The organism is Mammaliicoccus lentus (assembly GCF_002902755.1).
Lineage (GTDB): Bacteria > Bacillota > Bacilli > Staphylococcales > Staphylococcaceae > Mammaliicoccus > Mammaliicoccus lentus.
In genome coordinates, this window is sequence record NZ_PPRS01000036.1 from 30,245 (window position 1) to 57,235 (window position 26,991).

27 protein-coding genes and 1 pseudogene are annotated in these 26,991 nt (G+C 29.5%); 11 read left to right on the plus strand and 17 right to left on the minus strand.

From position 1 onward, the window contains the following. Positions 1-24 precede the first annotated feature (24 nt). Positions 25-1,158, minus strand: a complete 1,134-nt coding sequence (locus tag CD135_RS09860; RefSeq protein WP_103269370.1) for a zinc-dependent alcohol dehydrogenase family protein — start codon at positions 1,156-1,158, stop codon at positions 25-27. 15 nt (positions 1,159-1,173) lie between these two features. Then, positions 1,174-2,022, minus strand: a complete 849-nt coding sequence (gene ahlS / locus CD135_RS09865) for an AhlS family quorum-quenching N-acyl homoserine lactonase (protein ID WP_064205281.1) — start codon at positions 2,020-2,022, stop codon at positions 1,174-1,176. A gap of 189 nt (positions 2,023-2,211) precedes the next feature. Here ahlS and bla point away from each other — a divergent pair, with 189 nt between their 5' ends. The 3 genes from bla (at position 2,212) to CD135_RS09880 (ending at position 4,945) form a co-directional block, all read left to right on the plus strand. Then, entirely contained in the window at positions 2,212-3,063 is an 852-nt protein-coding gene (bla, locus tag CD135_RS09870; RefSeq protein ID WP_064205282.1) for a BlaZ-like penicillin-hydrolyzing class A beta-lactamase, read from the plus strand. A gap of 168 nt (positions 3,064-3,231) precedes the next feature. Beyond that, positions 3,232-3,711: a nucleoside deaminase gene (locus CD135_RS09875; RefSeq protein ID WP_103269371.1), complete on the plus strand. Its 480-nt coding sequence runs from the start codon at positions 3,232-3,234 to the stop codon at positions 3,709-3,711. A gap of 253 nt (positions 3,712-3,964) precedes the next feature. Beyond that, positions 3,965-4,945, plus strand: a complete 981-nt coding sequence (locus tag CD135_RS09880; RefSeq protein WP_103269372.1) for a tRNA dihydrouridine synthase — start codon at positions 3,965-3,967, stop codon at positions 4,943-4,945. Positions 4,946-5,052: 107 nt separating this feature from the next. Here CD135_RS09880 and CD135_RS09885 read toward each other — a convergent pair whose 3' ends face one another. Both CD135_RS09885 and CD135_RS09890 read right to left on the minus strand, forming a co-directional pair. Beyond that, the gene (locus CD135_RS09885) at positions 5,053-5,391 is read right to left on the minus strand and encodes a nucleotide pyrophosphohydrolase (RefSeq protein ID WP_103269373.1); all 339 of its coding nucleotides are present in this window, start codon (positions 5,389-5,391) and stop codon (positions 5,053-5,055) included. Beyond that, entirely contained in the window at positions 5,384-7,114 is a 1,731-nt protein-coding gene (locus tag CD135_RS09890; protein WP_103269374.1) for a DUF2075 domain-containing protein, read from the minus strand. The genes CD135_RS09885 and CD135_RS09890 overlap by 8 nt, the downstream gene beginning before the upstream one ends. Before the next feature lie 284 nt (positions 7,115-7,398). On the opposite strand from CD135_RS09890, the gene CD135_RS09895 reads away from it, so the two are divergent. Then, positions 7,399-7,872 carry a substrate-binding domain-containing protein gene (locus tag CD135_RS09895; protein ID WP_103269375.1) on the plus strand — a complete coding sequence of 158 codons (474 nt, stop codon included), beginning with the start codon at positions 7,399-7,401 and terminating at the stop codon, positions 7,870-7,872. A 177-nt stretch (positions 7,873-8,049) separates the two neighbouring features. Then, positions 8,050-8,352: pseudogene (locus CD135_RS13340) on the plus strand (FCD domain-containing protein). Positions 8,353-8,388: 36 nt separating this feature from the next. Here the strand turns inward: CD135_RS13340 and CD135_RS09900 are convergent. The 4 genes from CD135_RS09900 to CD135_RS09915 form a co-directional block, all read right to left on the minus strand. Continuing rightward, positions 8,389-9,039, minus strand: coding sequence for a hypothetical protein (locus CD135_RS09900; RefSeq protein ID WP_103269376.1), 651 nt, complete (start codon positions 9,037-9,039; stop codon positions 8,389-8,391). A gap of 21 nt (positions 9,040-9,060) precedes the next feature. Then, positions 9,061-9,795 (minus strand): nucleotidyltransferase domain-containing protein, encoded by a 735-nt coding sequence (locus CD135_RS09905; protein ID WP_103269377.1) that lies wholly within the window; start codon positions 9,793-9,795, stop codon positions 9,061-9,063. Positions 9,796-10,056: 261 nt separating this feature from the next. Beyond that, complete coding sequence (locus tag CD135_RS09910; RefSeq protein WP_103269378.1) at positions 10,057-10,521, minus strand: hypothetical protein; 465 nt, start codon at positions 10,519-10,521, stop codon at positions 10,057-10,059. A 388-nt stretch (positions 10,522-10,909) separates the two neighbouring features. Next, complete coding sequence (locus CD135_RS09915; RefSeq protein WP_103269379.1) at positions 10,910-11,416, minus strand: hypothetical protein; 507 nt, start codon at positions 11,414-11,416, stop codon at positions 10,910-10,912. A 181-nt stretch (positions 11,417-11,597) separates the two neighbouring features. On the opposite strand from CD135_RS09915, the gene CD135_RS09920 reads away from it, so the two are divergent. From CD135_RS09920 to chrA, 4 genes are read left to right on the plus strand one after another with little or no spacing between them, the layout of a single operon-like run. Next, positions 11,598-11,912 (plus strand): ArsR/SmtB family transcription factor, encoded by a 315-nt coding sequence (locus CD135_RS09920; RefSeq protein ID WP_064205289.1) that lies wholly within the window; start codon positions 11,598-11,600, stop codon positions 11,910-11,912. Continuing rightward, positions 11,912-13,201, plus strand: a complete 1,290-nt coding sequence (gene arsB / locus CD135_RS09925) for an arsenite efflux transporter membrane subunit ArsB (RefSeq protein WP_103269380.1) — start codon at positions 11,912-11,914, stop codon at positions 13,199-13,201. Before CD135_RS09920 ends, arsB begins: the two co-directional genes overlap by 1 nt. A 17-nt stretch (positions 13,202-13,218) precedes the next feature. Next, positions 13,219-13,611, plus strand: coding sequence for an arsenate reductase (thioredoxin) (gene arsC / locus CD135_RS09930; RefSeq protein ID WP_103269381.1), 393 nt, complete (start codon positions 13,219-13,221; stop codon positions 13,609-13,611). Between the two features lie 36 nt (positions 13,612-13,647). Then, positions 13,648-14,811 carry a chromate efflux transporter gene (chrA, locus tag CD135_RS09935; RefSeq protein WP_064205292.1) on the plus strand — a complete coding sequence of 388 codons (1,164 nt, stop codon included), beginning with the start codon at positions 13,648-13,650 and terminating at the stop codon, positions 14,809-14,811. A 356-nt stretch (positions 14,812-15,167) separates the two neighbouring features. On the opposite strand, the gene cstB is transcribed toward chrA, so the two are convergent. Together cstB and cstA are read right to left on the minus strand one after the other, a co-directional pair. After that, entirely contained in the window at positions 15,168-16,502 is a 1,335-nt protein-coding gene (cstB, locus tag CD135_RS09940; RefSeq protein ID WP_103269382.1) for a persulfide dioxygenase-sulfurtransferase CstB, read from the minus strand. A gap of 28 nt (positions 16,503-16,530) precedes the next feature. Then, positions 16,531-17,598 carry a persulfide response sulfurtransferase CstA gene (gene cstA / locus CD135_RS09945; protein ID WP_103269383.1) on the minus strand — a complete coding sequence of 356 codons (1,068 nt, stop codon included), beginning with the start codon at positions 17,596-17,598 and terminating at the stop codon, positions 16,531-16,533. Between the two features lie 137 nt (positions 17,599-17,735). Between cstA and cstR the strand changes: the two genes are divergently transcribed. Together cstR and CD135_RS09955 are read left to right on the plus strand one after the other, a co-directional pair. After that, on the plus strand, positions 17,736-17,996 hold the full coding sequence (gene cstR, locus CD135_RS09950; protein ID WP_070373493.1) for a persulfide-sensing transcriptional repressor CstR: 261 nt from the start codon (positions 17,736-17,738) through the stop codon (positions 17,994-17,996). Further along, the gene (locus tag CD135_RS09955) at positions 17,996-18,751 is read left to right on the plus strand and encodes a sulfite exporter TauE/SafE family protein (RefSeq protein ID WP_103269384.1); all 756 of its coding nucleotides are present in this window, start codon (positions 17,996-17,998) and stop codon (positions 18,749-18,751) included. Before cstR ends, CD135_RS09955 begins: the two co-directional genes overlap by 1 nt. Before the next feature lie 657 nt (positions 18,752-19,408). Here CD135_RS09955 and CD135_RS09960 read toward each other — a convergent pair. Genes CD135_RS09960 through CD135_RS09990 form a run of 7 tightly spaced genes read right to left on the minus strand, consistent with a single transcriptional unit; the run spans position 19,409 to position 26,885 of the window. Then, complete coding sequence (locus tag CD135_RS09960) at positions 19,409-20,293, minus strand: NAD-dependent epimerase/dehydratase family protein (protein ID WP_103269385.1); 885 nt, start codon at positions 20,291-20,293, stop codon at positions 19,409-19,411. Then, positions 20,293-20,850 carry a sugar transferase gene (locus CD135_RS09965; protein WP_103269386.1) on the minus strand — a complete coding sequence of 186 codons (558 nt, stop codon included), beginning with the start codon at positions 20,848-20,850 and terminating at the stop codon, positions 20,293-20,295. Before CD135_RS09965 ends, CD135_RS09960 begins: the two co-directional genes overlap by 1 nt. 45 nt (positions 20,851-20,895) lie before the next feature. Beyond that, the gene (locus CD135_RS09970; protein ID WP_103269387.1) at positions 20,896-22,032 is read right to left on the minus strand and encodes a glycosyltransferase family 4 protein; all 1,137 of its coding nucleotides are present in this window, start codon (positions 22,030-22,032) and stop codon (positions 20,896-20,898) included. A 46-nt stretch (positions 22,033-22,078) separates the two neighbouring features. After that, on the minus strand, positions 22,079-23,353 hold the full coding sequence (locus CD135_RS09975; RefSeq protein WP_103269388.1) for a nucleotide sugar dehydrogenase: 1,275 nt from the start codon (positions 23,351-23,353) through the stop codon (positions 22,079-22,081). A 3-nt stretch (positions 23,354-23,356) separates the two neighbouring features. Next, complete coding sequence (locus tag CD135_RS09980; protein ID WP_103269389.1) at positions 23,357-24,493, minus strand: glycosyltransferase family 4 protein; 1,137 nt, start codon at positions 24,491-24,493, stop codon at positions 23,357-23,359. Further along, a complete protein-coding gene (locus CD135_RS09985; protein ID WP_103269390.1) occupies positions 24,490-25,506 on the minus strand; it encodes an NAD-dependent epimerase in 1,017 nt (338 codons plus the stop codon). The genes CD135_RS09980 and CD135_RS09985 overlap by 4 nt, the downstream gene beginning before the upstream one ends. Further along, entirely contained in the window at positions 25,503-26,885 is a 1,383-nt protein-coding gene (locus tag CD135_RS09990) for an oligosaccharide repeat unit polymerase (protein ID WP_103269391.1), read from the minus strand. The genes CD135_RS09985 and CD135_RS09990 overlap by 4 nt, the downstream gene beginning before the upstream one ends. Positions 26,886-26,991 lie beyond the last annotated feature (106 nt).

Here is a 26,991-nt window from a genome sequence, read left to right on the forward strand (position 1 = left end):
GATGATTATTTTAAACTACTATAGTTATGATTCTGTCATTTTAATAATAATTCTACCTACATCGCCATTTGCTAATTGATCAAAGCCTTTATTTATCTCATTAAGTGAAATGACATCACTGATTAATGGATCAACGTTAAGCCGATTACTTTGATACAAACTAACAAACCTAGGTATATCACGATCAGGAACACAACTTCCAACATATGAACCTTTAATCGTTCTTTCTTCAGCTGCTAAAGTTACTTGAGGAATTGATAATTCTGCTTTAGGATCAGGTAAACCTGTTGTAACTGTTGTTCCACCTCGTTTTGTTATTGCATATGCTACTTTCATTGCTGGCACTACACCTGCTGTTTCAAATACATATTCAGCCCCGCCTGTAATATATTGCTTAACTTCTTCTATTACATTTTCATCGCCTGAATTATATACTGCGGTTGCACCTAATTTTTTAGCAATTTCAAATTTATCTTCATTTATATCTAATGCAATAATTTCATTTGCACCGGCCAGTTTTGCACCAATAATAGCATTTAATCCTATTCCTCCAAGTCCTACTACAGCGACATTACTACCTGGTCTAATCTGCGCTGTATTTATAACAGCCCCTATACCTGTAATAACAGCACAACCAAACACAGCTGCACGTTCATAAGGAATATTTGAATCAATTTTTACTATAGAATTTTCTGATACAACAGCATATTCAGAAAATCCAGAAACGCCTAAATGGTGATGGATGACATCATTATCTTTAGATAAACGAAATCCACCTTCTAGCATTTCACCTTTTTCATTTGAAGCAGCACCATTTTCACATAATGCCGGTCGTCCTTCACGACAAGGTATACACTTTCCACAGCTTGGAATAAATGTACAAACAACATGGTCTCCAACTTCAAAATCGGTAACATTTTCACCTAGTTCTATAATCTCTCCTGCCGCTTCATGTCCTAACGCCATAGGCATTGGTCGCGGTCGACTTCCGTTAATCACTGATAAATCAGAATGACATAAACCTGCTGCATGAATTTTAATTAATACTTCATTTTTGTTAGGATTATCAAGGTTTAATGTTTCTATCTTTAAAGGTTCAGCTTTTTCATAAGGACCTTCTACACCCATTTCATATAATACTGCTGCTTTTGTCTTCATTTATATACACACCCTTTATTCATAATAACCATCAGTAGACTTTCTAAAAGTCTCAAATTGATTACCGTCATGACCAAACCAGATTTCTGCGTTTTTTTCTTTTGCGAGTCGCTTAATGTATTCAACTGAGTTTGCCCAACCAATGGAATCATAAATAATACCAGGTGGCTGCAATTTAGGTTCCATACTTTCTCGTGTGTAAATAGCATCAGAAGCTAAGATTAAAGTGCCTAGCTCTTCCGTTTCAATTTCAAGACCAATCATTCCCCAAGCATGGCCACTACCAAAATTCAGTACCTTCACTCCATCTACAAGGTTCAAGTGGTCTTGATCACGTGAAATTGTGTGCCAAGTTAAATCACTTTTAATCCAAGCATCAATATCACTCCAAATATATGCACCTTCTTGTTGGTTACGTGCATAGCACTTCATCGCACCACTGAATTCATCATCATGAACAATAACAGTTGCGTTTGTAAAGTATTCTAAACAACCAGCATGATCTAGATGTAAATGTGAAGCAACTACTATATCTACATCTTTAGGGTCAACGCCCAACTGTTCTAGCCTATTAGGTAAATGACACGAGTCATCTGAAAAATACGGAAAAGCTTTCTGTGTCGCATTAATCCAACGACCCTCTTCACCCATTGAATTAGGATTACAAGCAGTATCAAATAAAATTTTAGCATCCGGATGGTCTATAAAAACTGTATAAATCGGAAATTCATGTAGTTCATTTTCTTTATTAGGATTGTCGAGCGTGGCTTGGTTTGAATTAGCTATCATTAGATTTTTGTCCATTTGCATGCGTCCATTATCCAAAACATAGATTTTCATACGTTCTTTTTTTATATTTACCAATACAATCAACCCCTTTAATTATATGTTACTCCCCATTGTAAACCCTTTCACTTTTGGTGTAAAATTATACCTACCGAATTATATTGTTTCTATATTTTGTATAATTATTTGATTTTTGTTATTCATTCAACATGTTATAATGTTATTATTTTCACGAAGATTACATTTTTAATATAAAGGGGTCTAAAAATGAAAAAATTAATAATATTAAGCGTATTAGTATTGGTATTAAGTGCTTGTAATAATAAAGATTCAAATAATAGTGCAATAGATAAAATCGAGAAAAAATATGATGCAAATGTAGGTATGTATGCTCTTAATACTCAAAACGGTGAAGAATTATCATTTAATGAAGATAAACGCTTTGCTTACGCGTCTACATTAAAAGCTGTAAGTAGTGCCATGTTACTTGAAAAAGTACCCTCTAATAAATTAGATAAAAAAATTCACATAAGTAAGGACGATATTGTTACATATTCACCTGTGTTAGAAAAATATGTCGACAAAGAGATAACTTTAAAGAAACTTATAGAAGCTAACATGTTATATAGTGATAATACTGCTAATAATAAAGTTATTGACGAGCTAGGTGGTTATAAAGAAGTTAAAAAAAGATTAGTAGACTTAGGTGATACAATGACGTATCCATCAAGAAAAGAACCCGATTTGAATTTATATACACCAAAAGACAAACGAGATACAACCACTCCCTTAGCCTTTGGTAAAACATTGAATAAACTTATAATCGACGGCAATCTTAGTAAATCAAATAAAGATTTCTTAATGAACCTAATGTTAAAAAATAAAAGTGGAGATACGTTAATTAAAGATGGAGCACCATCCGACTTTAAAGTTATGGATAAAAGCGGTCAGGCAGTTACGTATGGTTCAAGAAATGATGTTGCTTTTATTTATCCAAAAGGACAAGATAAACCTATAATATTAGTTATATTCACTAATAAAAATAATAAAGACGCTAAACCTAACGATAAAATAGTAAGTGAAGTAGCTGAGGAAGTTTTGAAAAATATTAGTGAATAATTTGAGACCTTAGTAGACAGCATAATAGAAAGCATGAGTAGATTAAAAGTTTAATTATCATTAATATTAATTTTTTAAATAATTAATAGATTATCAACATACTATTCATTTGTAATGTTTTGTATTTTTTATTAATGTTAGGTCTATAACAACTAAGGAGGCAATTTAATGGTTAGTGAATCTGATATTACTTTTTTAGAAAGGTGTGTCGAGTTAGCGGAACAAGCGCTGAATAAGGGAGATGAACCTTTTGGATCTATTATAGTAAGTTCTGAAGGTGACATTTTATTTGAAGATCATAATCGTGTTAGTGGTGGTGATCATACAAGACATCCTGAATTTGAAATAGCAAGATGGGCTGCAAATCATTTATCTCCTGAAGAACGTAAGTCAGCAACTGTTTATACTTCTGGGGAACACTGCCCGATGTGTGCGGCTGCACATGGTTGGGTAGGTCTTGGTAGAATCGTTTATGCAAGTTCTTCAGAACAATTAGGTAAGTGGTTGAGTGAGATGGGGGTACCACAATCACCAGTAAAAAGTCTACCTATTCAACAAATTATAGAAAATGCTGATGTCGATGGCCCAGTTGATGAATTAGCAGAAAAAGTACATGCATTACATTTAAAGTTACACGAAAAAAATTAATATATTCTTAAATAATTCCCCTCAATATTCGAAAGATGTTGAGGGGATTTTTATATTCAAAAAATCTACGTATGTGATTAATCCCCTTCATTTGTGATACACTTCCCCATTATTAATTTCTTTGCTACCGTTAGCCATCCCTTCATTCAGTCTGTGACTGGTCAATATCCTTTTGTGTAAGTTGAAAATTTATGGTAATATCATCATGGATAAATAGACGAGATATTAATAGAAAAGAAGGTTTAAATATATTATGAAAGAAAATTTTTGGAGTGAATTACCACGTCCATTTTTTATTTTGGCACCTATGGAAGACGTTACAGATATCGTCTTTCGTCATGTTGTTAGTGAAGCAGCTAGACCTGATGTGTTTTTCACTGAATTTACGAATACTGATAGCTTTTGTCACCCTGAAGGTATAGATAGCGTTCGCGGACGCTTAACATTTAGTGAAGATGAACAGCCTATAGTTGCTCATATATGGGGAGACAAGCCGGAGCATTTCCGAGAAATGAGTATCGGTATGGCAGAGATGGGCTTTAAAGGTATTGATTTAAATATGGGTTGTCCCGTAGCCAATGTTGCAAAAAAAGGTAAAGGTTCTGGATTGATTCTTCGACCTGAAACCGCAGCTGAAATTATTCAAGCATCTAAAGCAGGTGGTCTACCGGTAAGTGTAAAAACCCGCCTCGGGTATTATGAAATAGATGAGTGGAAAGATTGGTTAAAACACGTCTTCGAACAAGACATTGCAAACTTATCTATCCATCTCCGTACTCGTAAAGAGATGAGTAATGTAGATGCACACTGGGAATTAATCGAAGCAGTCAAAAATTTGCGTGATGAAATCGCACCAAATACATTGCTAACTATTAACGGTGATATTCCAGACAGAAAAACAGGGCTTGAACTTGCAACAAAATATGGCATTGATGGTGTAATGATCGGTAGAGGCATTTTTCATAATCCCTTTGCTTTTGAAAAAGAACCACGCGAACACACGAGTAAAGAACTGTTGGACTTGTTAAGATTACATCTAACATTATTCGACAAATATTCTCAAAAAGAAAATCGACAATTCAAAAGTTTACGCAGATTCTTTAAAATCTATGTACGAGGGATTAGAGGTGCAAGTGAACTGCGACATCAATTGATGAGTACACAATCAACAGACGAAGTTCGTGCATTGCTCGATGAGTTTGAAGCGAAAATAGAGGAAGATATAGAATCTTAAAGCAGCTATGAGCAAGTATCAGGTTTTAACCCTACAATTATAAACTTTATCGCAGATATGTATATAGCCCCTGTTAACATTATTGTTAACAGGGGCTATATTATTAATTATAAATCTTTATATTTAGTATTTGAATCTTTGCTTTTGTTTATTGGGTACTTTTCAACATTTTTCACTAGTTTCTTACGGATAATTTCATTAATATCAAAGTCTAAATTATCTGCCAACATATAACTATAGATTAATACATCTGCTAATTCTTCTGCTAACCTCTCACGCTTAGTATCCACTACCTCTTCAGATGATTTCCACTGAAATAGCTCAAGTAATTCTGCTGCTTCTAAACTAATTGATAAAGATAAATCCTTTTCATTGTGAAATTGTCTCCAATTACGTTCATCTCTAAATTGATTGATTTCTTTTAGTACATCTTTTGTTTTATCCATTTTTATCACCTTTAGACGCTTTTTTAAGCGCTTCTCTTAATTGTTCATCTACTGCATAAATATATAAACCATTTACACCACGTGTAAGTAAAACATTTAATTCATTTTTCAATAGCATTTCCGAAAAATGATGCTTTGAACCATCTTCTAATGTTCTCCGACGTGTAGCCTTTTTATTAGCACTACTATCTTTATCAAAAACAATCCTACCATCTCTATATTTTACAGAAGGTCCAATTATTACTCCAGCATAGTTTAAGTCTAAACCTTGAATTGTGTAAGTTGAGCCTATCTCATTTATTGATTGATCTTGTTCAACCCAAGGCAAGTTCGACTGTTTTTTACTAACTTCCAATTGATAATTCCATGGCATTGAAAAATTGCCAATCTCCACTCTCCAATAGTCCTTATTTTCAGGAGGTTTTTCTTTATATTGCCAATCAAAGGTAGCAAGCATTCTCGATATACCACTTTCTGTATTTTGAGACTTGTCTTTGATAGATTTTTTTAATTCCATTGGTGTATCAAAGATTTTAATTTCATAACCTTTTTTATCAAAAGGAATATTGTTTATTACTTGATCATCAACCAAATTTCTTATCCAATTAATTGTTGCTTCATCACTATTAATGCGCATTTGATTTTTTAATGTAATATGATTATTTTTATTTTTGGCGTAATCAAAATAATAATTTAACTTATCTACTTCCCATATTTGTTCAGTTGTAAGTACTTGTTTTAAGTCAAAAACAATAACTACAACTTTAGCTCTTTCCAATAAATCATTTAAATGATTTTTTCCTTGATAACTCTGTTTACCTTGAGTTAAAAGTAAATGTGCTTCATCTACAATTACAACATCTACTTTTTCATTTGATGAATGACTATTAATAAAGCTAGTTGGTTTACTAACAATTTTATTCTTCTTAGTAGAAATACCCAATTTAGTAACTATTTGATTATAAATTGATACATGCTCATTTTGATTTACTAATAAATGAATATCTAGATTATCATCTAAATCTAAATTGTACTTTCCAATTTCATAAAGCAACGTACTCATTAAAACAGTTTTTCCTGATCCAGCTTCTCCCTCAACAATTATCAATTGTCCTTCTTCATCTAAAATTAGCGACTCTTTAATTTTATCTAATATCTCTTCCTTAGCATTAATTTGCTCTTGAGTTAATTTATGAAAAGGAGATGCTTTAAATATTGCTGAATCTTTAATGATGCTTTCAATTGGAAACAAAGATTTATTTTTATTATTTAATGTTTTCCAAATATCAGAAAAAATTTCATCTAGCTTTTCAGACGTATAGTATTCATTTTGTTGATTTGTTCTACTATTATGAACCCTAGAAATACTATCTACACTTAACAAATACTGCATTAGTCTATTTTCAATATCTAAGGTTAATGACTTATTAAATAATTCATGACCAATCACATACATTGATGAACTGTTTGATTCAGAAAAGCTTTCCCAAAATGGTTTCATTTTTGTATCCGCATTAAGATGTTGTCTAGTTCTATTTCTAATATCTGCTGTTTCTCCAACGTAAACTTCAAAGTTATTTTCACGTTTTTTGTCGTTTATTATGTATACAGTTGGATACCTTAATAAGTATTTTCCATCTGCCGAAGTTTTCCATTTTTGGATTGAATCATTAAGATTTTCCATTGAATATTTCAAATTTTCTATCTTTAACAAGTTTCCCATCTGCATCACCTATTAAATTATTATCTATTAAATTCTATTTTATCAATTTTGTAATAATTTTATATGTTTTTTTAAAATTTAACTTAAGAAACCTCAATTTTTATAATTTAACCTTATTTATTATTAAGGTAATGAAATAAAAAAGGATAAATGAGCAATGTTTTACTCATTTATCCGATATATTTATATGGAAACTAATTTAAATATATTAGTCATATTTTTACTTCGATTTAAATTATCACTATGATAAGTAGATATTGTATATAAACTTTAGAGAAATAACAGTGGCTCTAGACCATGAAATGAATAAACTAAACCTTTCATTAAAAAATATAAGTCGCGTAGATTCTAATTTCTCTGTAAATATTTTAAAAGAAAAAGAAAATAGTATTACACCTCAAAGTTGGATGGAAGGTTGGACAATTGAAGCTGGCATGTTGGCAATGAAATATATATTGGAGTCAGGTCAATCCACCGAAGTTGTCTTGACGGCTAACGATATGATTGCAATTGGCGCCGGACAAGCCATAAAAAGTAGTGAAATAAAGGTGCCAGAACAGCTTCAAATTATTGGAATTAATAACAACGAAATGTCTTCGCTAGTGTCCCCGTCTATCTCAAGTATTGATATTCCGAAGACTACCCTAGCAAAAGAAGCAGTTCGCTTAACTAACAAACATATTAAAGGGAATGATACAAACGCTTATCATATCAATATAAATACAGACTATATTAAACGTGAAAGCACACAATTTTAAGCTAGTTTAAGAATTCTAATAATACGTCTTAATTGAGGATGATAAGAAGTAGTATCTCAGTAATATTTGAATTCGACAAATTCACTTTCAAGTAGTGTTACAAGGATCTCATTTACAAATTGGGATATATTACTATCAAGAATTAGCATTGAATTCTCCATTTGTAGCGTAAAAGGTATGAATATAAAAAAAGATGATATAGAGACATTCGATAAGTATGATCAGGTGTTTCACTTATATATTGCACGATTATCTGGCAACAAAGAATTAGAAAGTTTAATTACTAAAATGTGGGATAATTCTTTAACCTTGCGTATTATTGCTGTATAAAACCATAAAAGGATTTTAAGTGCATGCCAAGAACATATAGCAGTATTAGATGCTATACATCAAAGAGATGTAAAAATGGCATCTAAATATATGAATGACCATCTAGAAAACTCTAAAATGGATATTATCAGTAACCATCAATTTCGGTGAAAAATGAGGGCATTCTTAACAAAAATGCCCTCATTTTTATATTTTTGTATAATAAAGATATTCATAGATATAATCTAAAGTTATATAATACCTATTCCTTTCAATTACTAATACATTAAATAATGGATTAATAACATTAAAAAGCATTATATATAAGATGAAGATTTGTATAAAGATAACAAATAATCCGTTTCCTATTCCTAATAACTCATTAAAATGCAGCTTTTCATTTGAGTTATTGAAATAATATGCCAATAAGAAACCATTAGGAATCCAAAATATATATAAAAATAACTTGCCAAATCTTTTTTTGTGCAATTCTGTATTTTGATTGATTTCATTTAATTCTTTTTCAATTTCTTCTTTCAATATGAGTAATTCTCTCTCAGTTGTTATGTTATGTACTTTAAAAACTTCAAATATTTTTTCATTAAACTTATGATTGTCTATATTATTTTTTTTATTAATTTTGACTTTCCTATAAATACAAATACTACTTAATATAGTCGTAAGTAAACATATAATATAGGTTACTATTGAATGATGACCTGTATAAAAATTTATAATATTCACTATAACGGATATTAATAACATAGCAATCAGAAAAATTTCTAAGGCATCTAAATTATATCTGTACTTGTATTTTTGATATATATCTTTGGATACATAAAACAACTTATCACTCAAAACATTACCCCCCATGTGGTATTATAGATTACTATTTGTTTCTAAATACTTCCAAAAATCATTAGTACTTTCCAAATACTTTATATTTATTTCTGATTTATTTTCATTATATAAATCTTCTATATGTAACAATAATTCACTAAACTGGGTGAATTCGTTGATAGCCCATGTTAATCCTTCATACTTTGATAAAAGTTTTCCATATCTTATATAGTAATGTTTTCTACATAAATTCATAATAGCATCTACATTATCAATTAAAGTATCCTCTATACTATCAATAAATTCACTATCTTTAATTTTTGGAAATATATTTTCTACTTTCGGACCTTCTATAACAACAGAATGTGTCCATAAATTCATAATATGACTTGCTAAATCTGGATCATATTTTATTCTTTCAGTTTTAATTTGCCAGAGATTTTCTTCAATTTGACTATACCAATAAGAAGAGTAATGAAATTCATATGAAAAAGGATGTTTTTCAATATTTATGCTATAAATATTTAGAAATGCAATCTCAATACCTTTTTTAGGACATTCCTGGCTATTATTTACAAAAAGGTCTAATAATTGTTCCTTTTCTAAAACTGAAAGTTTATTATTAATCAATACAATTATGTCTATATCTGATTTTTCCCACTTAAATGTACCTTCAGCATAGGAACCATGAATATACATACCAATATACTTAGACTTAACAATTTCTTTGATTTCTTGATTAAGGTAATTAATAATGACTCTTGCTCGTTTCAATATATATCACTCCAATATAACTAGAAAACTTCAAATAATATTATTAAGATGTAGATATTATAAATTTATTAAATAAATTATTTTTCACTCCAAATTCTACTTATCTTAAAACCTCTATCACTTATGTTAACTTTCTGCTTATTAAAGATTTTGCTAAAAACTTACATTTTATGCTATATTAATTATTCATGTTCTTGAAACTTCCATTTTCATTAAATAAATAACTAGATACTTTATCCCCTTCTTCATTAATATAATTATTTAAGCATACACATTCAATAATTGTTTTAACATTTTTCCATAGGTTGACTTGTCCCATTTATTATATATATTGCCACTTGGCGTTGTGATAATAAGTGTTCTTTTTATTTCCTGATTAATTGTAATGATTGTAGACATTTTTATTCTTAGAGATTCTTTATAATTTATTTTAGCTATAAGCTCCTTAAATTGAATAGGATGAATTATATTTCTTTTTATTTCAGAAAAATACTCAAAGTATTGTTTTTGTTGGATATTGCCTTCTTCTAAACAAATGATATATGCTACTTTATCTAATTTAATTACAAAAACATATGTTTGAAAATTATCATAATAATCAAAACCTTCATCACAAATATTAAACTTGAATATCGACCATGGTTTACCTTCATATTTAGTAGGAATTATAATTCCTTGAAGTAAATGATATAACTTTTTATAATTTTTGAGATATTCCTTATTCATTATTGTGTTACTTTCAGGGCTTGATCTATCGTAAGCTAGCTTTAATTCTTTATAAAGTAAGCCATAAAAATTTTAGCTCCCCATAAAAACATAATTTTTTCTTCCTCTTTTTGAAGTTGATTACTGTTTTTTTCTAGCAACTTTTTCATTTTTTCCTCAACTATTGATAGATAGTCTCCATTACATTTATGACAACAAGTATAACTAAAATTTTGTATGGAATTGTAGTGTCATTTACCATTATCTTAACTCTTTCATTATATAAATTATATTTTTTTAACAGCTATTTCGGAAAGATATGTTCCTTTGTAGAATTCTTAACTGTTTTACCGTATAAAAAGCATTCCTTCTCTTCTTCATTACTAATATTCATATTAATATCCTCTTCTTAAATTTTACTAAACAATTGATTTAAGGCTGTAAGTATTTCATTTTGAAATTTATTATCTAAATCTTCAACTTTAGTATATAATTCTTTATTCGTGTTACTTAAATCAATTGTCAGATACTGAGTTTCTTTTCTATTCATACTTTTATAACTATACTCCAATTCGATAACTAATTCATAATTATCAGGTAAAATTATGCACGTCGAAATTTGATTAGGCATATATATTTTATCTATTTGTGCATTAAAAAACTTTTTTAAATAATCTTGATTATCAATCCCTTTTACACTTATTTTATTAATTTCAGCTGGCGAATTACCATAATTTTTAATTACAATTTTTTTGACAAACTTACCAACATAATAACCTTCACAATATATACCGATGTACCCTTTATTTTGTGTGACATATGCTTTTCTTGTGTATATAGCTGTTATAATAGCAGCAATACATGCAAAAACCGCAATTATAATTGAGCATATTGAAATTACTAATTCTCTTTCCATCTCTATACCACCTTTTAAATTTTTCACAATCTGTTTTTACTTTCACTTATGATAACTTTCTGCTTATCGGTAGATGATGCGGTTTTTTCTCATTCCTCAATCCCATAGATCCACAAGAACAAATTACATAGACAATTATATATATAGATGATAATCTATATAACGTAAGGGAGGTATGGCTATGTCTTATCAAGAACTAGCATCAATATTAAAAGTTTTATCTGATCCAAGCAGATTAGAAATAATAGATTTACTTTCATGTGGTGAACTATGTGCTTGTGATTTACTGGAACATTTTCAATTTTCACAGCCAACGCTAAGTCATCATATGAAGTCATTAGTCGATAAGCAATTAGTTCTTTCACGAAAAGAAGGTAATAAACATATGTATCGACTTAATCATGAAATATTAGATGATGTTAATCACAATTTAAATCTTATTAATACATCTAACGAACGATGTGTATGTAAAAGTATGAAACAAGGTGAGTGTTGATGACAATATTAGCAATTGTGATTTTTCTTTTAACTTTAACCTTTGTAATTTGGCAACCAAAAGGTTTAGATATTGGTATTACAGCTTTAATTGGAGCTGTCGTTGCGATTATTACAGGGGTCGTAAGTTTTTCAGATGTAATAGAAGTAACAGGGATTGTTTGGAATGCTACTTTAACCTTTGTAGCTGTTATTCTTATTTCATTAATATTAGATGAAATTGGATTTTTTGAATGGTCCGCGATACATATGGTCAAAGCGTCAAACGGTAACGGCTTAAAAATGTTTGTTTTTATTATGTTATTAGGGTCAGTTGTAGCAGCATTTTTCGCCAATGATGGTGCAGCTTTAATCTTAACGCCCATTGTATTAGCGATGGTAAGGAATCTAGGATTTAATAAAAAAATGATTTTCCCCTTTATTATTGCCTGTGGTTTTATTGCAGATACTACATCACTGCCCTTAATTGTAAGTAACTTAGTGAATATTGTTTCTGCAGATTACTTTGATATTGGATTTGTTGATTATTTTAGTCGAATGATTATTCCTAATATATTCTCTCTGATTGCTAGTATCCTTGTTTTATGGTTATATTTCAGAAAATCTATACCTAAAAGGTTCGATACAGAAAATCTTTCAGACCCTAAAAATGCAATTAAAGACCCTAAATTATTTAAGCTTTCATGGATTGTATTAGCATTACTACTTGTGGGTTATCTTGTTAGTGAGTTTATTCAAATACCTGTGTCAATCATTGCTGGTATTATTGCTCTTATCTTTGTAATATTAGCTCGTAAATCTAAAGCAGTTCATACAAAACAAGTCATTAAAGGAGCACCATGGAATATTGTTGTATTCTCTATTGGTATGTACCTTGTTGTGTTTGGACTAAAAAATGTAGGTATTACAACGATTCTTGGGGATATCCTAACAAATATTTCAAGTTATGGGTTGTTCAGCAGTATTATGGGTATGGGCTTTATAGCTGCTTTCTTATCTTCAATCATGAACAACATGCCAACTGTTTTAATAGATGCAATAGCGATTGGTCAATCCAGTGCTACAGGTATATTAAAAGAAGGTATGATTTATGCGAATGTTATAGGTTCTGATTTAGGACCTAAAATAACACCGATTGGTTCTTTAGCAACATTATTGTGGCTACATGTCTTAACACAAAAAGGTGTGAAGATTTCGTGGGGAACATACTTTAAAACTGGAATTATCATTACTATTCCAGTCCTATTTGTAACACTCTTAGGTTTATACCTTACACTAATCATATTTTAAGAAAAGAGGCTTTAATTATGGATAAGAAAACAATTTATTTTATATGTACAGGAAACTCTTGTCGTAGCCAAATGGCTGAAGGTTGGGGAAAGGAAATATTGGGTGAAGATTGGAATGTCTATTCTGCTGGTATTGACACGCATGGTGTTAATCCTAAAGCAATAGAAGCTATGAAAGAAGTAGATATTGATATATCAAACCATACGTCAGACTTGATTGATAATGATATTTTAAAACAATCAGATTTGGTCGTAACGTTATGTAGTGATGCAGACGATAATTGTCCTATTTTACCACCAAACGTTAAAAAAGAGCATTGGGGTTTTGAGGATCCAGCAGGTAAAGAATGGTCAGAATTTCAACGTGTTAGAGATGAAATTGGCAAAAAAATTAAAGAATTTAATAGCTAAGTAAAAAATTAATCAACTAAATACAAGGAGTTTTTTATGTATAAATATATAAATATATTTTTTGTTGCATTAAAACTTGGATTACTATCATTTGGAGGACCAACTGCCCACTTAGGTTATTTTTATGATGAGTATGTTAAGAAAAGAAAATGGCTTGATGAAAAAGAATACTCAGATTTAGTAGCGCTATGCCAGTTTTTACCTGGACCTGCAAGCAGCCAAGTTGGTATTGGTATAGGAACTATTAGAGGAGGAATTCTGGGAGGAATTATTTCTTTTATTGGTTTTACACTTCCTTCTGTGATTATACTTATGGTTTTTTCAGCATTAATTATTAACAATGATTCTAGTTTAACTTGGATGCAAGGATTAAAACTAGTAGCTGTTGCCATTGTTGCCCAAGCCGTAATAGGTATGGGGAAAAAATTAACTAATACTAAAAGTACCATTACATTGGCATTATTTGTTCTTATATTATCTCTAACAATCGATAATCTTTATATTCAAGTAATCGCATTATCTATTACTGGTATATATGGCCTTATCTTTTTAAAAGAAACCTCTACAGATAAAAATTATTTAAGAGTGAAGACATTTAAATTACCTAAAATGTTAGGTTTTATTTCAATTTCATTATTTTTTTTACTATTAACTGTATTGCCTATAGTTAGTTCTATGACGAATAATTTATGGCTTAGAATGTTCGATAGTTTTTATAGATCTGGTTCTTTAGTGTTTGGAGGTGGTCATGTCGTATTACCTTTATTAGAAAATGAGTTTGTACCACAAGGTTTAATATCACCTGATAGCTTCATAACGGGTTATGCTGCTGCTCAAGCTGTACCTGGACCATTATTTACGTTCGCTTCATATATTGGCATGTCTATAGAAGGTATTGGAGGAGGAATTTTGGCTACTGTCGCTATATTCCTACCAGCATTTCTATTATTATTTGGAGTGTTACCATTTTGGGATAATATTAAATCTAACACTTATGCTGAAGGTTTTTTAAAAGGTATAAGCGCGGGTGTAGTAGGTATTCTTATCGCTGCATTTTATAATCCGATTTGGGCTTCAACTATTAAATCAGAATTAGATTTTGTTCTAGCTAGCTCATTATTCGTATTCCTGGTTTATTATAAATTACCTTCCTGGTCTATTGTGCTAATAGGCATTATAATAGGTATAATGTTTTACTAATCTTTCTCGTTCATAATCAAAGAATAAATTTTATAAGTATAGTTATTAAAGTAACCATTATAAATTAAAATAATTGATTTCGTGTAATTATAGTAGCTTATCTCAATGTAAAAGATAGTAAAAACCATTAATTATGTAGTGAGCCCAAAAAGTAAAACTTATTGGGCTCACTACATTTCCACTAGAAAGGGGTTTATATTAATTTTATAAATCTATTGCTATTATGACTAATTAGGAATCATATCTATATTTCTTTTAAACTTCTATTTATTCTAAATAATCTTGGTGGTATTATAATATCTGATTGTCTTACAATAACAATTTGATAGGATTACTCACTTTTCCACATCTTTAAATTATTTTAATGATTCTGGGAAATCTTGATAGCCTTCTCTAATATTCACGACATTTTCATAGCCTTTGTTTTCTAATATACCCACTGCTATTGAACTTCTAACACCTGACTGACAATGTACATATATTTTATCTTCTTTATTAAATGGAATATTTTCATTTAATAATTTACCATGCGGAATATTGACTGCTTGATCTAAGTGCCCATTATTCCACTCTTCATCATTACGTACGTCAAGTATATATTCTTCTTTACCAGTCATATCAACGCTATGGATGGATTGGGTTAAAATTTCTGATTTTGGTAAACGATAACCTGCTACATTATCAAAGCCAATTAATTGTAAAGTATGTGTTGCTTGCTCAACGGTAGATTTATCACCAATTAAATCTATACTTTTTTCATAGTCTAAATACCAACCGATTTGGTTAATGAAGTTTTTGTTGTATGGAATATTGATTGTTCCTACAGTATGACCGCCATGAAAGGCTTCTTTACTACGAAGATCAAAGGCTATTCTTACATTATCTAAACTAGGGTAAACGTTGTATGGTTGATACATGCTCATACCAAACTGATTAATTTTTTTCATCTGTGCAAAGTGATGGGGTGGCGCTGGTTGATTTGATGTTAATTGTTCAACAAATTTAGATTCATCTGTCACATTAAATGCCCAGTTATTTATTTTTTCGTAACCTAGCGTAGACATTGGTATGGCACCTAATGCTTTACCACATGGACTTCCAGCACCGTGTCCAGGCCATATTTGAATATAATCTGGTAAATCTTTAACACCTTCTATAGATTGATACATCTGTTTTGCGCCAATCTCTGTAGTACCTTCCATTTGTACTGATTTTTCTAGTAAATCAGGTCTACCGATATCACCAACAAAAATAAAGTCACCACTAAATAAACCCATTGGAACACTTGAGCCGCCACCTTCATCCGTGAGTAAGAAACTAATACTCTCAGGGGTATGACCAGGTGTATGCAAGACTTCTAATTTAATATTACCTACTTGAATAATATCTTGATTTTTAACAAAATTTGTATGTTCCGGCATATTTTTATAACTTAATTGATCATCACCTTCGCCAGATACATATATATTGGCATTTAAACGTGCTGCCACGTCTCGAATTCCAGAAGCAAAATCAGCGTGAATATGTGTTTCTGCAGCTTGTGTAATTTTAAAACCTTCGCTATCTGCAACTTCCATATATTTTGTTAAATCACGAACAGGATCAATTATTATTGCCTCTCCTGTACGTTGACAGCCAACTAAATAAGATGCTTGAGATAAATGATTATCGTAAAATTGTTTGAAAAACATGGTAAAACTCCTTTTTTAATAGATTTAATTAGATGAATAAATTATGATTCGCATTTTCCGTATCACCAATATAAGTACCTACGCCACCGTACTCAACTTCGTCTCTGAGCTCTTCTTTCTGAATTCCCATGACATCCATACTCATCGTGCAAGCGATTAATTTGATATCTTGTTCGATAGCTTGATTGATAAGCGATGGTAATGAATCAACATTTTTCTTCTTCATTACGTAGCGCATCATGATATTACCTAAACCAAACATATTCATTTTAGAAAGTGGCATGCGTACAGATGTTTTGGGCAACATCAAATCAAACATTTTTGCAATCCCTTTCTTTTTAATGTTAACTGTTTGCTCTTTTTTCAACGCGTTAAGTCCCCAAAAAGTAAAGAAGATAGTTACATCTCTTCCTGCAGCTCTAGCACCATTTGCAATAATCATTGCTGCCACTGCTTTATCTAACTCGCCACTAAATAGTACAATTGTCGTCCCTTTAGCAGTATGATTAACTTCTAAATCTTTTAGATTTTCTTTTTGAATAATTGCATTAATTCCATTATTACTTTCATCAAGTTTAACTAAAGTATGACCAGTTTGTTTTACCCAGCTTTTAATGTCGCTAAGAAATCCAGGATCTGTGACTGTAACTTCGATTTGGTCACCTACTCCAATATTTTTCACTTCTTTACTGATATTAACAATTGGACCTGGACATTGAAGACCACTATAGTTAAGTTGTTTACGCTCTGTTTTGATTTCTACATTTATATTGTCTTCTTGTGTATAGTGATTATTATTTTGTTCTTCATAAGCATTATAACCACCGTCTAAATTTACAACATCATAGCCTTGTTTAGCTAAATATTCACTTGCTTTGGTGCTTCTATTACCACTTTTACAGTGAATATAATAGGTTTTGTTTTTATCTTTATTGAACGATTCAATCTTATCTACAGGATGTAATGTCGCACCTTTTATATGTGCTAGCTCATATTCCTCTTCTGTTCTGACATCAATTAATTGTCTTTGTCCTGCTAGTTTTTCTAATTCTTTTTTACTTAATTCATTGATATGCTTTTCACTATATTTTTTCATAATGACCTCCTCATAAATACCTGTAGGGGTATGATAAATGAAAAACCAACCTTTGTCAAATACCTGTAGGGGTATTTGACAAAGTTGTTTTAATCATTTATTATGATTTTATTCAATTAACAGTGGAGGAATTAAACATGAATTATGATAAAACAATGATTAATCGTATTAATAGAGTACAAGGACAATTAAATGGTGTTGTAAAAATGATGGAAGAAGGAAAAGATTGTAAAGATGTAATCACTCAAATCAGTGCATCCAAAAGTTCCCTACAGCGTTTAATGGGCATTATTATTAGTGAAAATTTAATAGAATGTGTAAAAGCAGCCGAGCAAAATGGAGAAAACTCTCAAGAGTTAATTAATGAAGCAGTTAACTTATTGGTGAAAAGTAAATAATGGAGATTGTTACAGTTGTTATTATGTTACTCATCGGAGTGTTCGGAGGATTTATATCTGGTTTAGTCGGTATAGGTGGTGCTATTATTATTTATCCAGCTATTTTATTGTTACCACCACTATTTGGGGCTCCTGCATATAGCCCATATATAGCATCGGGACTTACTTCTAGCCAAGTCTTTTTCAGTACTTTAAGTGGTTCATTGAAAGCTCGAAAAAAAGCAGAATTCTCGTCGCAATTAATTATTTACATGGGTGGAGGCATGATTATAGGAAGCATGTTAGGAGCATTTCTAGCAAATTTATTTGATACTACTTTTGTAAATATGACTTATATTATCATTGCCTCACTTGCATTAATTTTAATGTTCATTAAAGTCGAATCTCGTTCAGGCGAACCTGCTTTTAATAAACCCTTACTAGTTATTATAAGTCTTTTCGTTGGTATTATTTCGGGTATAGTAGGCGCAGGAGGTGCCTTTATTATCATTCCTATATTATTAGTTTTATTCAAATTACCAATGAATACGGTGGTTGCTAATAGTATAGTAATTGCGTTTATATCTTCAATTGGTGCCTTTACCATTAAACTTATACAGGGATTTGTTCCTTTTGAAGACGCATTATTTCTAATAATAGGGAGTATTCTCTTTGCTCCCTTAGGTTTGAAATTAAGTAAAAAGATCCCTAACTTCATACAAAAATGGATTATAAGTATTTTAATCATTGTTGCAATTATTCAACTTATCTTTTAATCAATGAAATTTGTCAGGCAACTCCTGATATTTATAATTATACACACCAAAAATTAGGTATTAGTATCACAAAATAGCATTCAATAACTATGGATATCGTAAAGGGATTAGAAAAGAGAAACATAAAATCAATAATAAAGAATTCGATTATTCAAAAGACCTTTGTGACATTGTATCAAAAAAACAAAAAGCCTATCATTTTCTATTTAAATCTTAGTGATAAAGTACAAGAATTAAATCGCTTTACAAGTGTCATGTTTATTATCTTTATATTATTTAACCTAAACTGAAAATCCACCCAATTAATCTTTAAATTGGGTGGATTTTCAGGATTATTTATTATATGGCTCTCCTTATCAATTATTTTGCTAAAAAATGTTATGTTTCTCCGCTACCTTTTTCATCAAGTATTATATTGAAACAACATATCATCATTTGATACTCGTATATATAAGAAATAAATATCAATAAGTACATACTTGCATGAATAAAGTAAACATCATGTATTCCTTTGAAGAACTTATTTGATATGAAATTATTACTATCTTAAACTAATAAATTCAAAAATACGGTAAAGTTAGAATTTGTACTAACTTTACCGTATTTTTAGTACTGAAAGACATAATATTTTCAGCACTTATTGAGGTCCTTGATAAATCACACTTCCTTAATACCATCTTTTTGTTTATTAATTGTCTTTCTGTAAGATTCAATTTCATTTGTGAATCTAGCTGTATATTCAAAGTCATCAATATCCTTTGAATAAGTTAAATTTCCATATAATTTATTAAATATTGTTACTTTGCCAAATAATTTTAATAAAACTTTTGGTAATTTAATACTCATACTTTTCTTATTTTGCAGTTCTCTCATTTTAAAAATTGCATGATTCGTATTTAAGTAATCATTATTTTGAGGATGTAATATGCCTGAACCTTCATTCTCAATAAGTTCGTTAATATAAATCTCAAGATTTTCAATATATATACTACTTCTTTGATTATCAATTCGAGGATACAGAGGTAAAATATTAGATAGTTTAATTAACTTACTAAAATTACCTGGTGCTGATTCACCATAAATCATTGGTGGTCTTAAAACAGCAACCTTAAATTCATTTGATTGAATTTCACTTAACATTTCTTCTGCACGTAGTTTTGATATTCCATATGAAGTTATTGGTTTAGTTAAAGTTTTATTATTTATAATAACTTCTTTCCCCACTTCGCCATCAAGTCCAAATACTGACATTGTACTAAAGAATATAAACTGATTAACTCCTTCGGTTTTAGCTTTTTCAGCTAGTTCTTTAGTTAAATGGTAATTTACATTCATATAATCTACCATAGTAGCATTTGGGTTATTATTATGTACAATTGCGGCTAAATGTATAACGACGTTATATTTACTAAAATCTAATGCTTTCCACTGATTTCCTCGAACATTAATTTGATCAACAACATGACCTTGTGCTTTTAAATAATTATTTAAACGTTTTCCAACATATCCATTCTTACCAGTGATTAAAATTGTTTTTCCCATTAATGTTTCACACCTTCAGATGTTATCGTGTTTCTAATCGTTTTGTATATAATAAACATATCTAAAATAAAAGTTTGGTTTTCAACATAATATTTATCATATTGAACTTTTTGATCATCTGTAATATCATCTCTACCCATAACTTGTGCTAAGCCTGTTAATCCAGGTTTTACTGTATGTACATTTTCATTCGTTCTTTTAGCAATCAAATCATATTGATTATATAAAGCTGGTCTTGGACCAACTACAGACATATCGCCTTTAATAATATTAAATAATTGAGGCAATTCATCGATTGAAGTTCTTCTAATAAAACGTCCTGATTTAGTAATGTACATATTTGCATCAATTTTATCCGTCGCTACATCGGGTGTTTCAACTTTCATAGATCTAAATTTATAAATATTAAAGATTTCATTATTTATACCAGGTCGCTTTTGTTTAAAAACGACTGGACCTTTAGATTCTAATTTAATAATAATCGATGTAATTATTAAAAAGGGAGAGGCAATAAGAATAGCAAATAATGAACTTGTAAAATCAAATAGTCTTTTCAATTCTATTTTTCTCCTTTATACTCATTAACTTCACTTTCAATTCCTTTATTTTCGTTCCTTTAGTTTAAAATTGTAAAATCTCATCATTTTTTCCCATATTATTTCATTGGAAAAATTATTATTTACCCATTCCTCACCCTTTGTTCCCATACGAGCTTTTAATTTTTCATTTATTAATAATAGCTCGATTTTTTCAGCAATTTTTACATAGTCTCCTGGTTCAACTATAAATCCAGTTTCATTATTTATAACTGTATCTTTTGCACCAGTGACGTTATAAGTTATAGTAGGTATTCCTAATGCTTGGGCCTCTATACTCACATTCCCAAAACCTTCTCTATATGTCGGAAAAATAAAAACATCCATATTATTGTAATAATTAACTGGATTATCAACATGGTTTTTGTAAACAACATTTTTATTTTCCAATATGAAAGTTAAATCATTTTTACTTATAGAATCACCATCTTCAATCGAGCCAATAACTAATAACTTTACATTACTATATTTTTTCTCTATTATCTTAAAAGCTTTTACTAAATCTTCAATGCCTTTATCTTTAACTAACCTACCTAAATAACCAATAACAAATTGTCCATTAAGTTTTTTCAGTATATCGTTTTCTATTTTGTTATTATTTTTACTATATTCTTTTAAATTCAAACCATTTGAACTTCCATTACCAAAGACTATTATATTTTTACCATTATTTAAGTTCAACTCAATTACTCGAGTTTTTAAACTTTCAGAAATTGCTATAATATCAGTGGCACAAAACATAGCTATTTTTTCCATTAAAAATAATATTTTATATTTAATGCCTGAAACTGTTTCTAATCGAAGACCGCGTACCGTATATACTCTGTGTGGTCTTCTGGTAATATATGAAGCAACCATCCCTAACAGACCGGCTTTTGGTGTTCCTGCATTCACAATATATGGTCGTTCTTTTATAAATAAACAAATTAAATTTAACAAAGATTTTATATCTTTTAAAATAGAAATTTCTCTATTCATTTCTATTTTATGAATTATATCATTTGGATATTGTTCTAATTCCTTCCCTTCTGAAGAAATCAGATGCATATTTATACCATTCTTTCTTAAATATTCAATTTGTCCTTTTAACAAATATACACTTTTGGATACTGTTATTAATTGAAATACTTTTCTTTTTTTCATTTTATCATCCAAATCTTAAATGTTATTTTGAATAAATTTTGATTTTTTATAATCTCCATACAGTCTGATTGTATTTTAAATCATTATTCTTAATTAGCCCTTTGATATCAATAACTAGCCCATTATCATTCAATAATTCTAAATAGCTATTTTTATCTTCAATATAATCATTGTGAGGAACTGCGAAAATTAATGAATCTGTTTTTGTCATTTCATTTTTATCTTTTAATTCAATACCATATAATTTTTTGGCAGTTTCTTTATCTGCTTCTACATCATTAACGATAACATTCATACCATAGTCTTCTAGTTCTCGAACAATATCAATAACTTTAGTATTTCTTAAATCAGGACAATTCTCTTTAAATGTTAATCCCAATAAGTTAATTGTCATGCCTTGTACTTCTATACCTTTTTTTAATAATTCTTTGATAATATTAGAAGCTACATACTTAGACATATTGTCGTTGATACGTCTACCAGCTAATATTACTTCAGGATGATGTCCTAATTCTTGTGCTTTATGTGTTAAGTAATATGGATCCACACCGATACAATGTCCACCTACTAATCCAGGTTTGAAGTTTAAGAAGTTCCACTTTGTTCCTGATGCATCTAACACTTCTGAAGTATCAATTCCAACTTTATCAAAAATAATAGCAATCTCGTTCATTAGAGCAATGTTGACATCACGCTGCGTATTTTCTATAACCTTAGCCGCTTCTGCTACCTTTATAGATGATGCTTTATGCACACCTGCTTTTACTACCATGCTATAAACTTCTGCAACAACTTCTAGGACCTCAGGTGTTTGACCAGAAACTACTTTTGTAATAGTTTCAAATGTATGTACTTTATCACCAGGATTAATTCGCTCAGGAGAATATCCGACAAAGAAATCTGAACCATTAGTTAGGCCAGAGAATTTTTCAAGTACTGGGACACAATCTTCTTCTGTAGCACCAGGATATACAGTAGATTCATAAACTACTATAGTATCTTCTGTTAAAGCTTTACCAACTGTTTCACTAGCTTTAATCAATGGTGTTAAATCAGGTTGATTATTTTTATTAATTGGCGTAGGCACTGCTACAATAATAAAATCAGCTTTACTTAATTCTTCAGGTTCATTAGTAAACTTAATATTACTTTTCTTTAAATCCTCATCATTCACTTCATTCGTGCGATCATAACCATTTTTCAATTCATTAATTCTTGTTTTATTAATATCAAACCCCACAACTTTTTGTTGCTTCCCGAAAGCAACAGCTACAGGTAAACCTACATAACCCAATCCAACAACAGCAATTTTTCTATTCATTTTTTATTTCTCCTCATATATAGATTTAATAAACGCTTCCCTTTGACGTTGAATATTTCCACTCAAATAATTTTCTGCTCTTTTTAAATTAATTTCTGACATTTCTTTTCTGAGTCTTGTATTATGTAAAACTTCTTCTAATTGATAAGAAAATGTTTTATAATCTTTAACTTTGTGAATAAATTTAGAATCTAAAAGTTCGGGTATTCCTCCTGCATTTGAGCCTAGGCATGGTATACCATTAGACATTGCTTCTATAAGTGCCCTAGGTAAGCCTTCTGTATAACTTGGTTGTATATATAAATCTAATTCTTTCAACCACTCATTTATAGGGTCACCACCTTGAACAGCACCTTTTAGTACAACTTTTCCCTCTAAATTGTATTTCTTTATTTTTTTTAACCATTTCTCTTGCGGCCCATTCCCAACAATTTCAAAGATAAAATTTTCATCTATTAGTGATAAACTTTTTAATGCTGTATCTATGCCTTTATACTCCGTATCTAAGCTACCTATTAAACCTATTTTATATATTTGGTTAGTTTTCACTTTATAATCACTATTTATATTATTTATAAAAACATTAGAGGCCGTATAAGACTTGAAGTTAGTTGGATATTTTTCTTGTAAATACTTTTTTGTGACATACATTACGTTTTTAGCATTATATATATAATGTTTTGTTTTATATTTATTTATTACTGCCATAAATTTCCCTAGAATTGATCCATGATACCAAAGAGCTTCCCATGGGTCTCCAACTAATTCTATTCCAAAATCTATATTCCTTTTTTTTAAATGATGCATAGCTATATATCCAATTTCACTAGGTAATCGTATAATAACTATTTCATTACCAGTTATATGTTCATCAATAAAAGTTTCTATTTGTTTTCTTTTTAATAAAAAGTCCACTTTCTTCTCCAAAAAAGTTATGGGTTGAATTTCAATATGATTTGATGAAGCTTTAACTAAATTTTTTTCTGAATAATTATTTTTTTGTATACGAGATATAAATTCTATTTTTTTAATAGGAGGTATTTTATAATTATTAAGAGTCTTTTCAGAAAATTTTCCAGTGGAATAATAAGAGTCATTAATTTTTATAAACTTGTGATCATGAATAAATACTAATTTCATTGCTTTTCAATCTCTTTATAATAATCTAAGTACCAATCAACAAACTTATTAACTCCATCTTGAATTGAAGTTTCTGGTTTAAAATCAATGTTATTAAATAAGTCATCTACATTTGCATATGTTTCTGGAACATCCCCTGGTTGTAAGTCCATATAAACCTTTTTAGCCACTTTTCCTAATTTGTTTTCAATTGCTTCAACAAATTCCATAAGTCTAACAGGGCTATTATTACCAATATTATAAATTTTATATGGTGCATAAGATGAACTTGGATCTGGATTGTCTCCAGTCCATTCAGGATTTGGTTGAGCTGGTTTTTGAACTAACCTACTTATAGCTTCAACTATATCGTCAACATACGTGAAATCTCTCATCATTTTCCCGTGATTATAAACATCAATTGCTTCATCATTAACAATTGCTTTAGTAAACTTAAATAATGCCATATCCGGTCTTCCCCACGGACCATATACAGTAAAGAATCTTAATCCTGTAGTAGGTAAGTTATATAAATGACTGTAAGTGTGAGCCATAAGTTCATTTGATTTCTTAGTAGCTGCATATAAACTTAAAGGATGATCAATATTATCAGAAGTTGAAAACGGTTTAGAAGTGTTAGCACCGTAAACTGAACTGGATGAAGCATAAATTAAATGTTCTACTTTATGATGTCTTGAACACTCTAATATATTTGTGAATCCTACTATATTTGAATCAATGTATGCTCTTGGGTTCTCCAAACTATAACGAACACCAGCTTGAGCAGCTAAGTTAACAACTACATGCGGTTTTTCATTTTTGAATATTTCATTCATTGATGCGTCATCTTCAAGATTTATTTTGTAAAATGTGAAATTCTCAGTGCCGATTGATTTCAATCGATCCTCTTTAATTGTCACATCATAATAATCATTAATATTGTCAATACCTACAACTTCATAACCTTGTGATATTAATTTTTTTGATAAATGTGAACCTATAAATCCTGCTGTTCCTGTGATTAGAATTTTCATATTAAATCTCCATTTCTTCTTTTAGACATTTTTGCTAAAAATATTGATAGTAACTTCAAAATACTAAATATAATTATAATTGAAGATAATTCATTAATAAAAATACTTATATTTTGTGAAAATGTTATGCAAAGCCTTATTATTAAAGGTAAAATCAACATTGCTTCAATAATATATATTCCTCTTAATATTCTGAGGAATACAATTAAAAGAATAGTAATTACTGCCACTGAAATTGGAATACCTAACCATCCAAATGCATGATTAAATTGACCTATAAGTGGTATTATTTGAGTTACATGATTACTTACACCAAAAATTTTAAAATTAAATAATTCTGAACTAGTTTTTATTGTCTCAGATCTCCAAAGTAAGTTTAAACCCAAAAACGGCCGAATTAAATCATAAAAGAATGTTAAAAACTCGTTTTTTTCACTTATTGAATGCACTTCTAAACTTAATGCCACATTATAGACACCAGCTATGTATACTTGAATATTATCTGTTATCAACCCGCTTATACTTTCAGTAATTTTATAATCAAATGTGTTTCGTAATATAGATATTATATAAATCGATATGAACATAAAAAAGGAAATTATTAAATTGTAAATTCTCATTTTATTTTTGTATAAATAATTCAAAAGTGTAAATGTGGATAAAATAGGTAATATTGCATCCATTCTATTATTGCCAACAAAAATTGAACTAATAATCAATATCCAAAATACGGTATAAAACAAATAAACTTTATTATTTTTAGATTTATATTTCATATAAAAATATCGTATTATATATCCCATCACAAGATATTTTGAAATATATATGCTTATTGTTAATAACGTAACCAGCTGACTTTGATTGTCTGTTGTGTCTTTATGACCTATTCCTAAAAAACTCACATTATCAAATACTATAAATAGAAAAAGAATATTTATAACAATAAATAACTTATAAATAGTATCTTTAGAATGATTAAGAACTTTTAAATCTAAATTAGTCCGTAATGTATCTACATCATATTTTTTAAAAAAAAGGTAGTAAAAAACATTAATAAATAAGTATTCAAACAACATATAGAAAATTGCTTTATCATATGATGAATTTAAAGGAGGGAATGAGGACCTACCTTCATACCATCCTGAATATACAACCATGAAACTTAACAATATAAATCTTATAAAATAAATCAAATCAATTATTTTTATAACAAATCCTCTAGGAGTGTATATCACTCTAATAGTCATAATTAATGCGTAAAATAGAGGTAAGATAAAAAGATATTTATAACCTGTATGATTTACATTTTGAATAACATATATTGTGACAAATAACGAGATAAAGATTGTCGAACCATATAATATCTTAATAAATTCCACCTTCTTTTCTACTACTTTTAAAGTTATTTAAATTAAAATATAATGCCTTAAATCCAGTATTTAAAAAGTTGAATATTAATAACGTATACCCTGCACCAAATAACAT

Excerpts from the sequence above, each read along its gene's own strand:
- CD135_RS09860 (WP_103269370.1), bottom strand. The coding sequence starts at position 1,158 with ATGAAGACAAAAGCAGCAGTATTATATGAAATGGGTGTAGAAGGTCCT.
- bla (WP_064205282.1), top strand. The coding sequence starts at position 2,212 with ATGAAAAAATTAATAATATTAAGCGTATTAGTATTGGTATTAAGTGCT.
- CD135_RS09875 (WP_103269371.1), top strand. The coding sequence starts at position 3,232 with ATGGTTAGTGAATCTGATATTACTTTTTTAGAAAGGTGTGTCGAGTTA.
- CD135_RS09880 (WP_103269372.1), top strand. The coding sequence starts at position 3,965 with ATGAAAGAAAATTTTTGGAGTGAATTACCACGTCCATTTTTTATTTTG.
- CD135_RS09885 (WP_103269373.1), bottom strand. The coding sequence starts at position 5,391 with ATGGATAAAACAAAAGATGTACTAAAAGAAATCAATCAATTTAGAGAT.
- CD135_RS09890 (WP_103269374.1), bottom strand. The coding sequence starts at position 7,114 with ATGGGAAACTTGTTAAAGATAGAAAATTTGAAATATTCAATGGAAAAT.
- CD135_RS09910 (WP_103269378.1), bottom strand. The coding sequence starts at position 10,521 with ATGAATAAGGAATATCTCAAAAATTATAAAAAGTTATATCATTTACTT.
- CD135_RS09915 (WP_103269379.1), bottom strand. The coding sequence starts at position 11,416 with ATGGAAAGAGAATTAGTAATTTCAATATGCTCAATTATAATTGCGGTT.
- CD135_RS09920 (WP_064205289.1), top strand. The coding sequence starts at position 11,598 with ATGTCTTATCAAGAACTAGCATCAATATTAAAAGTTTTATCTGATCCA.
- arsB (WP_103269380.1), top strand. The coding sequence starts at position 11,912 with ATGACAATATTAGCAATTGTGATTTTTCTTTTAACTTTAACCTTTGTA.
- arsC (WP_103269381.1), top strand. The coding sequence starts at position 13,219 with ATGGATAAGAAAACAATTTATTTTATATGTACAGGAAACTCTTGTCGT.
- chrA (WP_064205292.1), top strand. The coding sequence starts at position 13,648 with ATGTATAAATATATAAATATATTTTTTGTTGCATTAAAACTTGGATTA.
- cstB (WP_103269382.1), bottom strand. The coding sequence starts at position 16,502 with ATGTTTTTCAAACAATTTTACGATAATCATTTATCTCAAGCATCTTAT.
- cstA (WP_103269383.1), bottom strand. The coding sequence starts at position 17,598 with ATGAAAAAATATAGTGAAAAGCATATCAATGAATTAAGTAAAAAAGAA.
- cstR (WP_070373493.1), top strand. The coding sequence starts at position 17,736 with ATGAATTATGATAAAACAATGATTAATCGTATTAATAGAGTACAAGGA.
- CD135_RS09955 (WP_103269384.1), top strand. The coding sequence starts at position 17,996 with ATGGAGATTGTTACAGTTGTTATTATGTTACTCATCGGAGTGTTCGGA.
- CD135_RS09960 (WP_103269385.1), bottom strand. The coding sequence starts at position 20,293 with ATGGGAAAAACAATTTTAATCACTGGTAAGAATGGATATGTTGGAAAA.
- CD135_RS09970 (WP_103269387.1), bottom strand. The coding sequence starts at position 22,032 with ATGAAAAAAAGAAAAGTATTTCAATTAATAACAGTATCCAAAAGTGTA.
- CD135_RS09975 (WP_103269388.1), bottom strand. The coding sequence starts at position 23,353 with ATGAATAGAAAAATTGCTGTTGTTGGATTGGGTTATGTAGGTTTACCT.
- CD135_RS09980 (WP_103269389.1), bottom strand. The coding sequence starts at position 24,493 with ATGAAATTAGTATTTATTCATGATCACAAGTTTATAAAAATTAATGAC.
- CD135_RS09985 (WP_103269390.1), bottom strand. The coding sequence starts at position 25,506 with ATGAAAATTCTAATCACAGGAACAGCAGGATTTATAGGTTCACATTTA.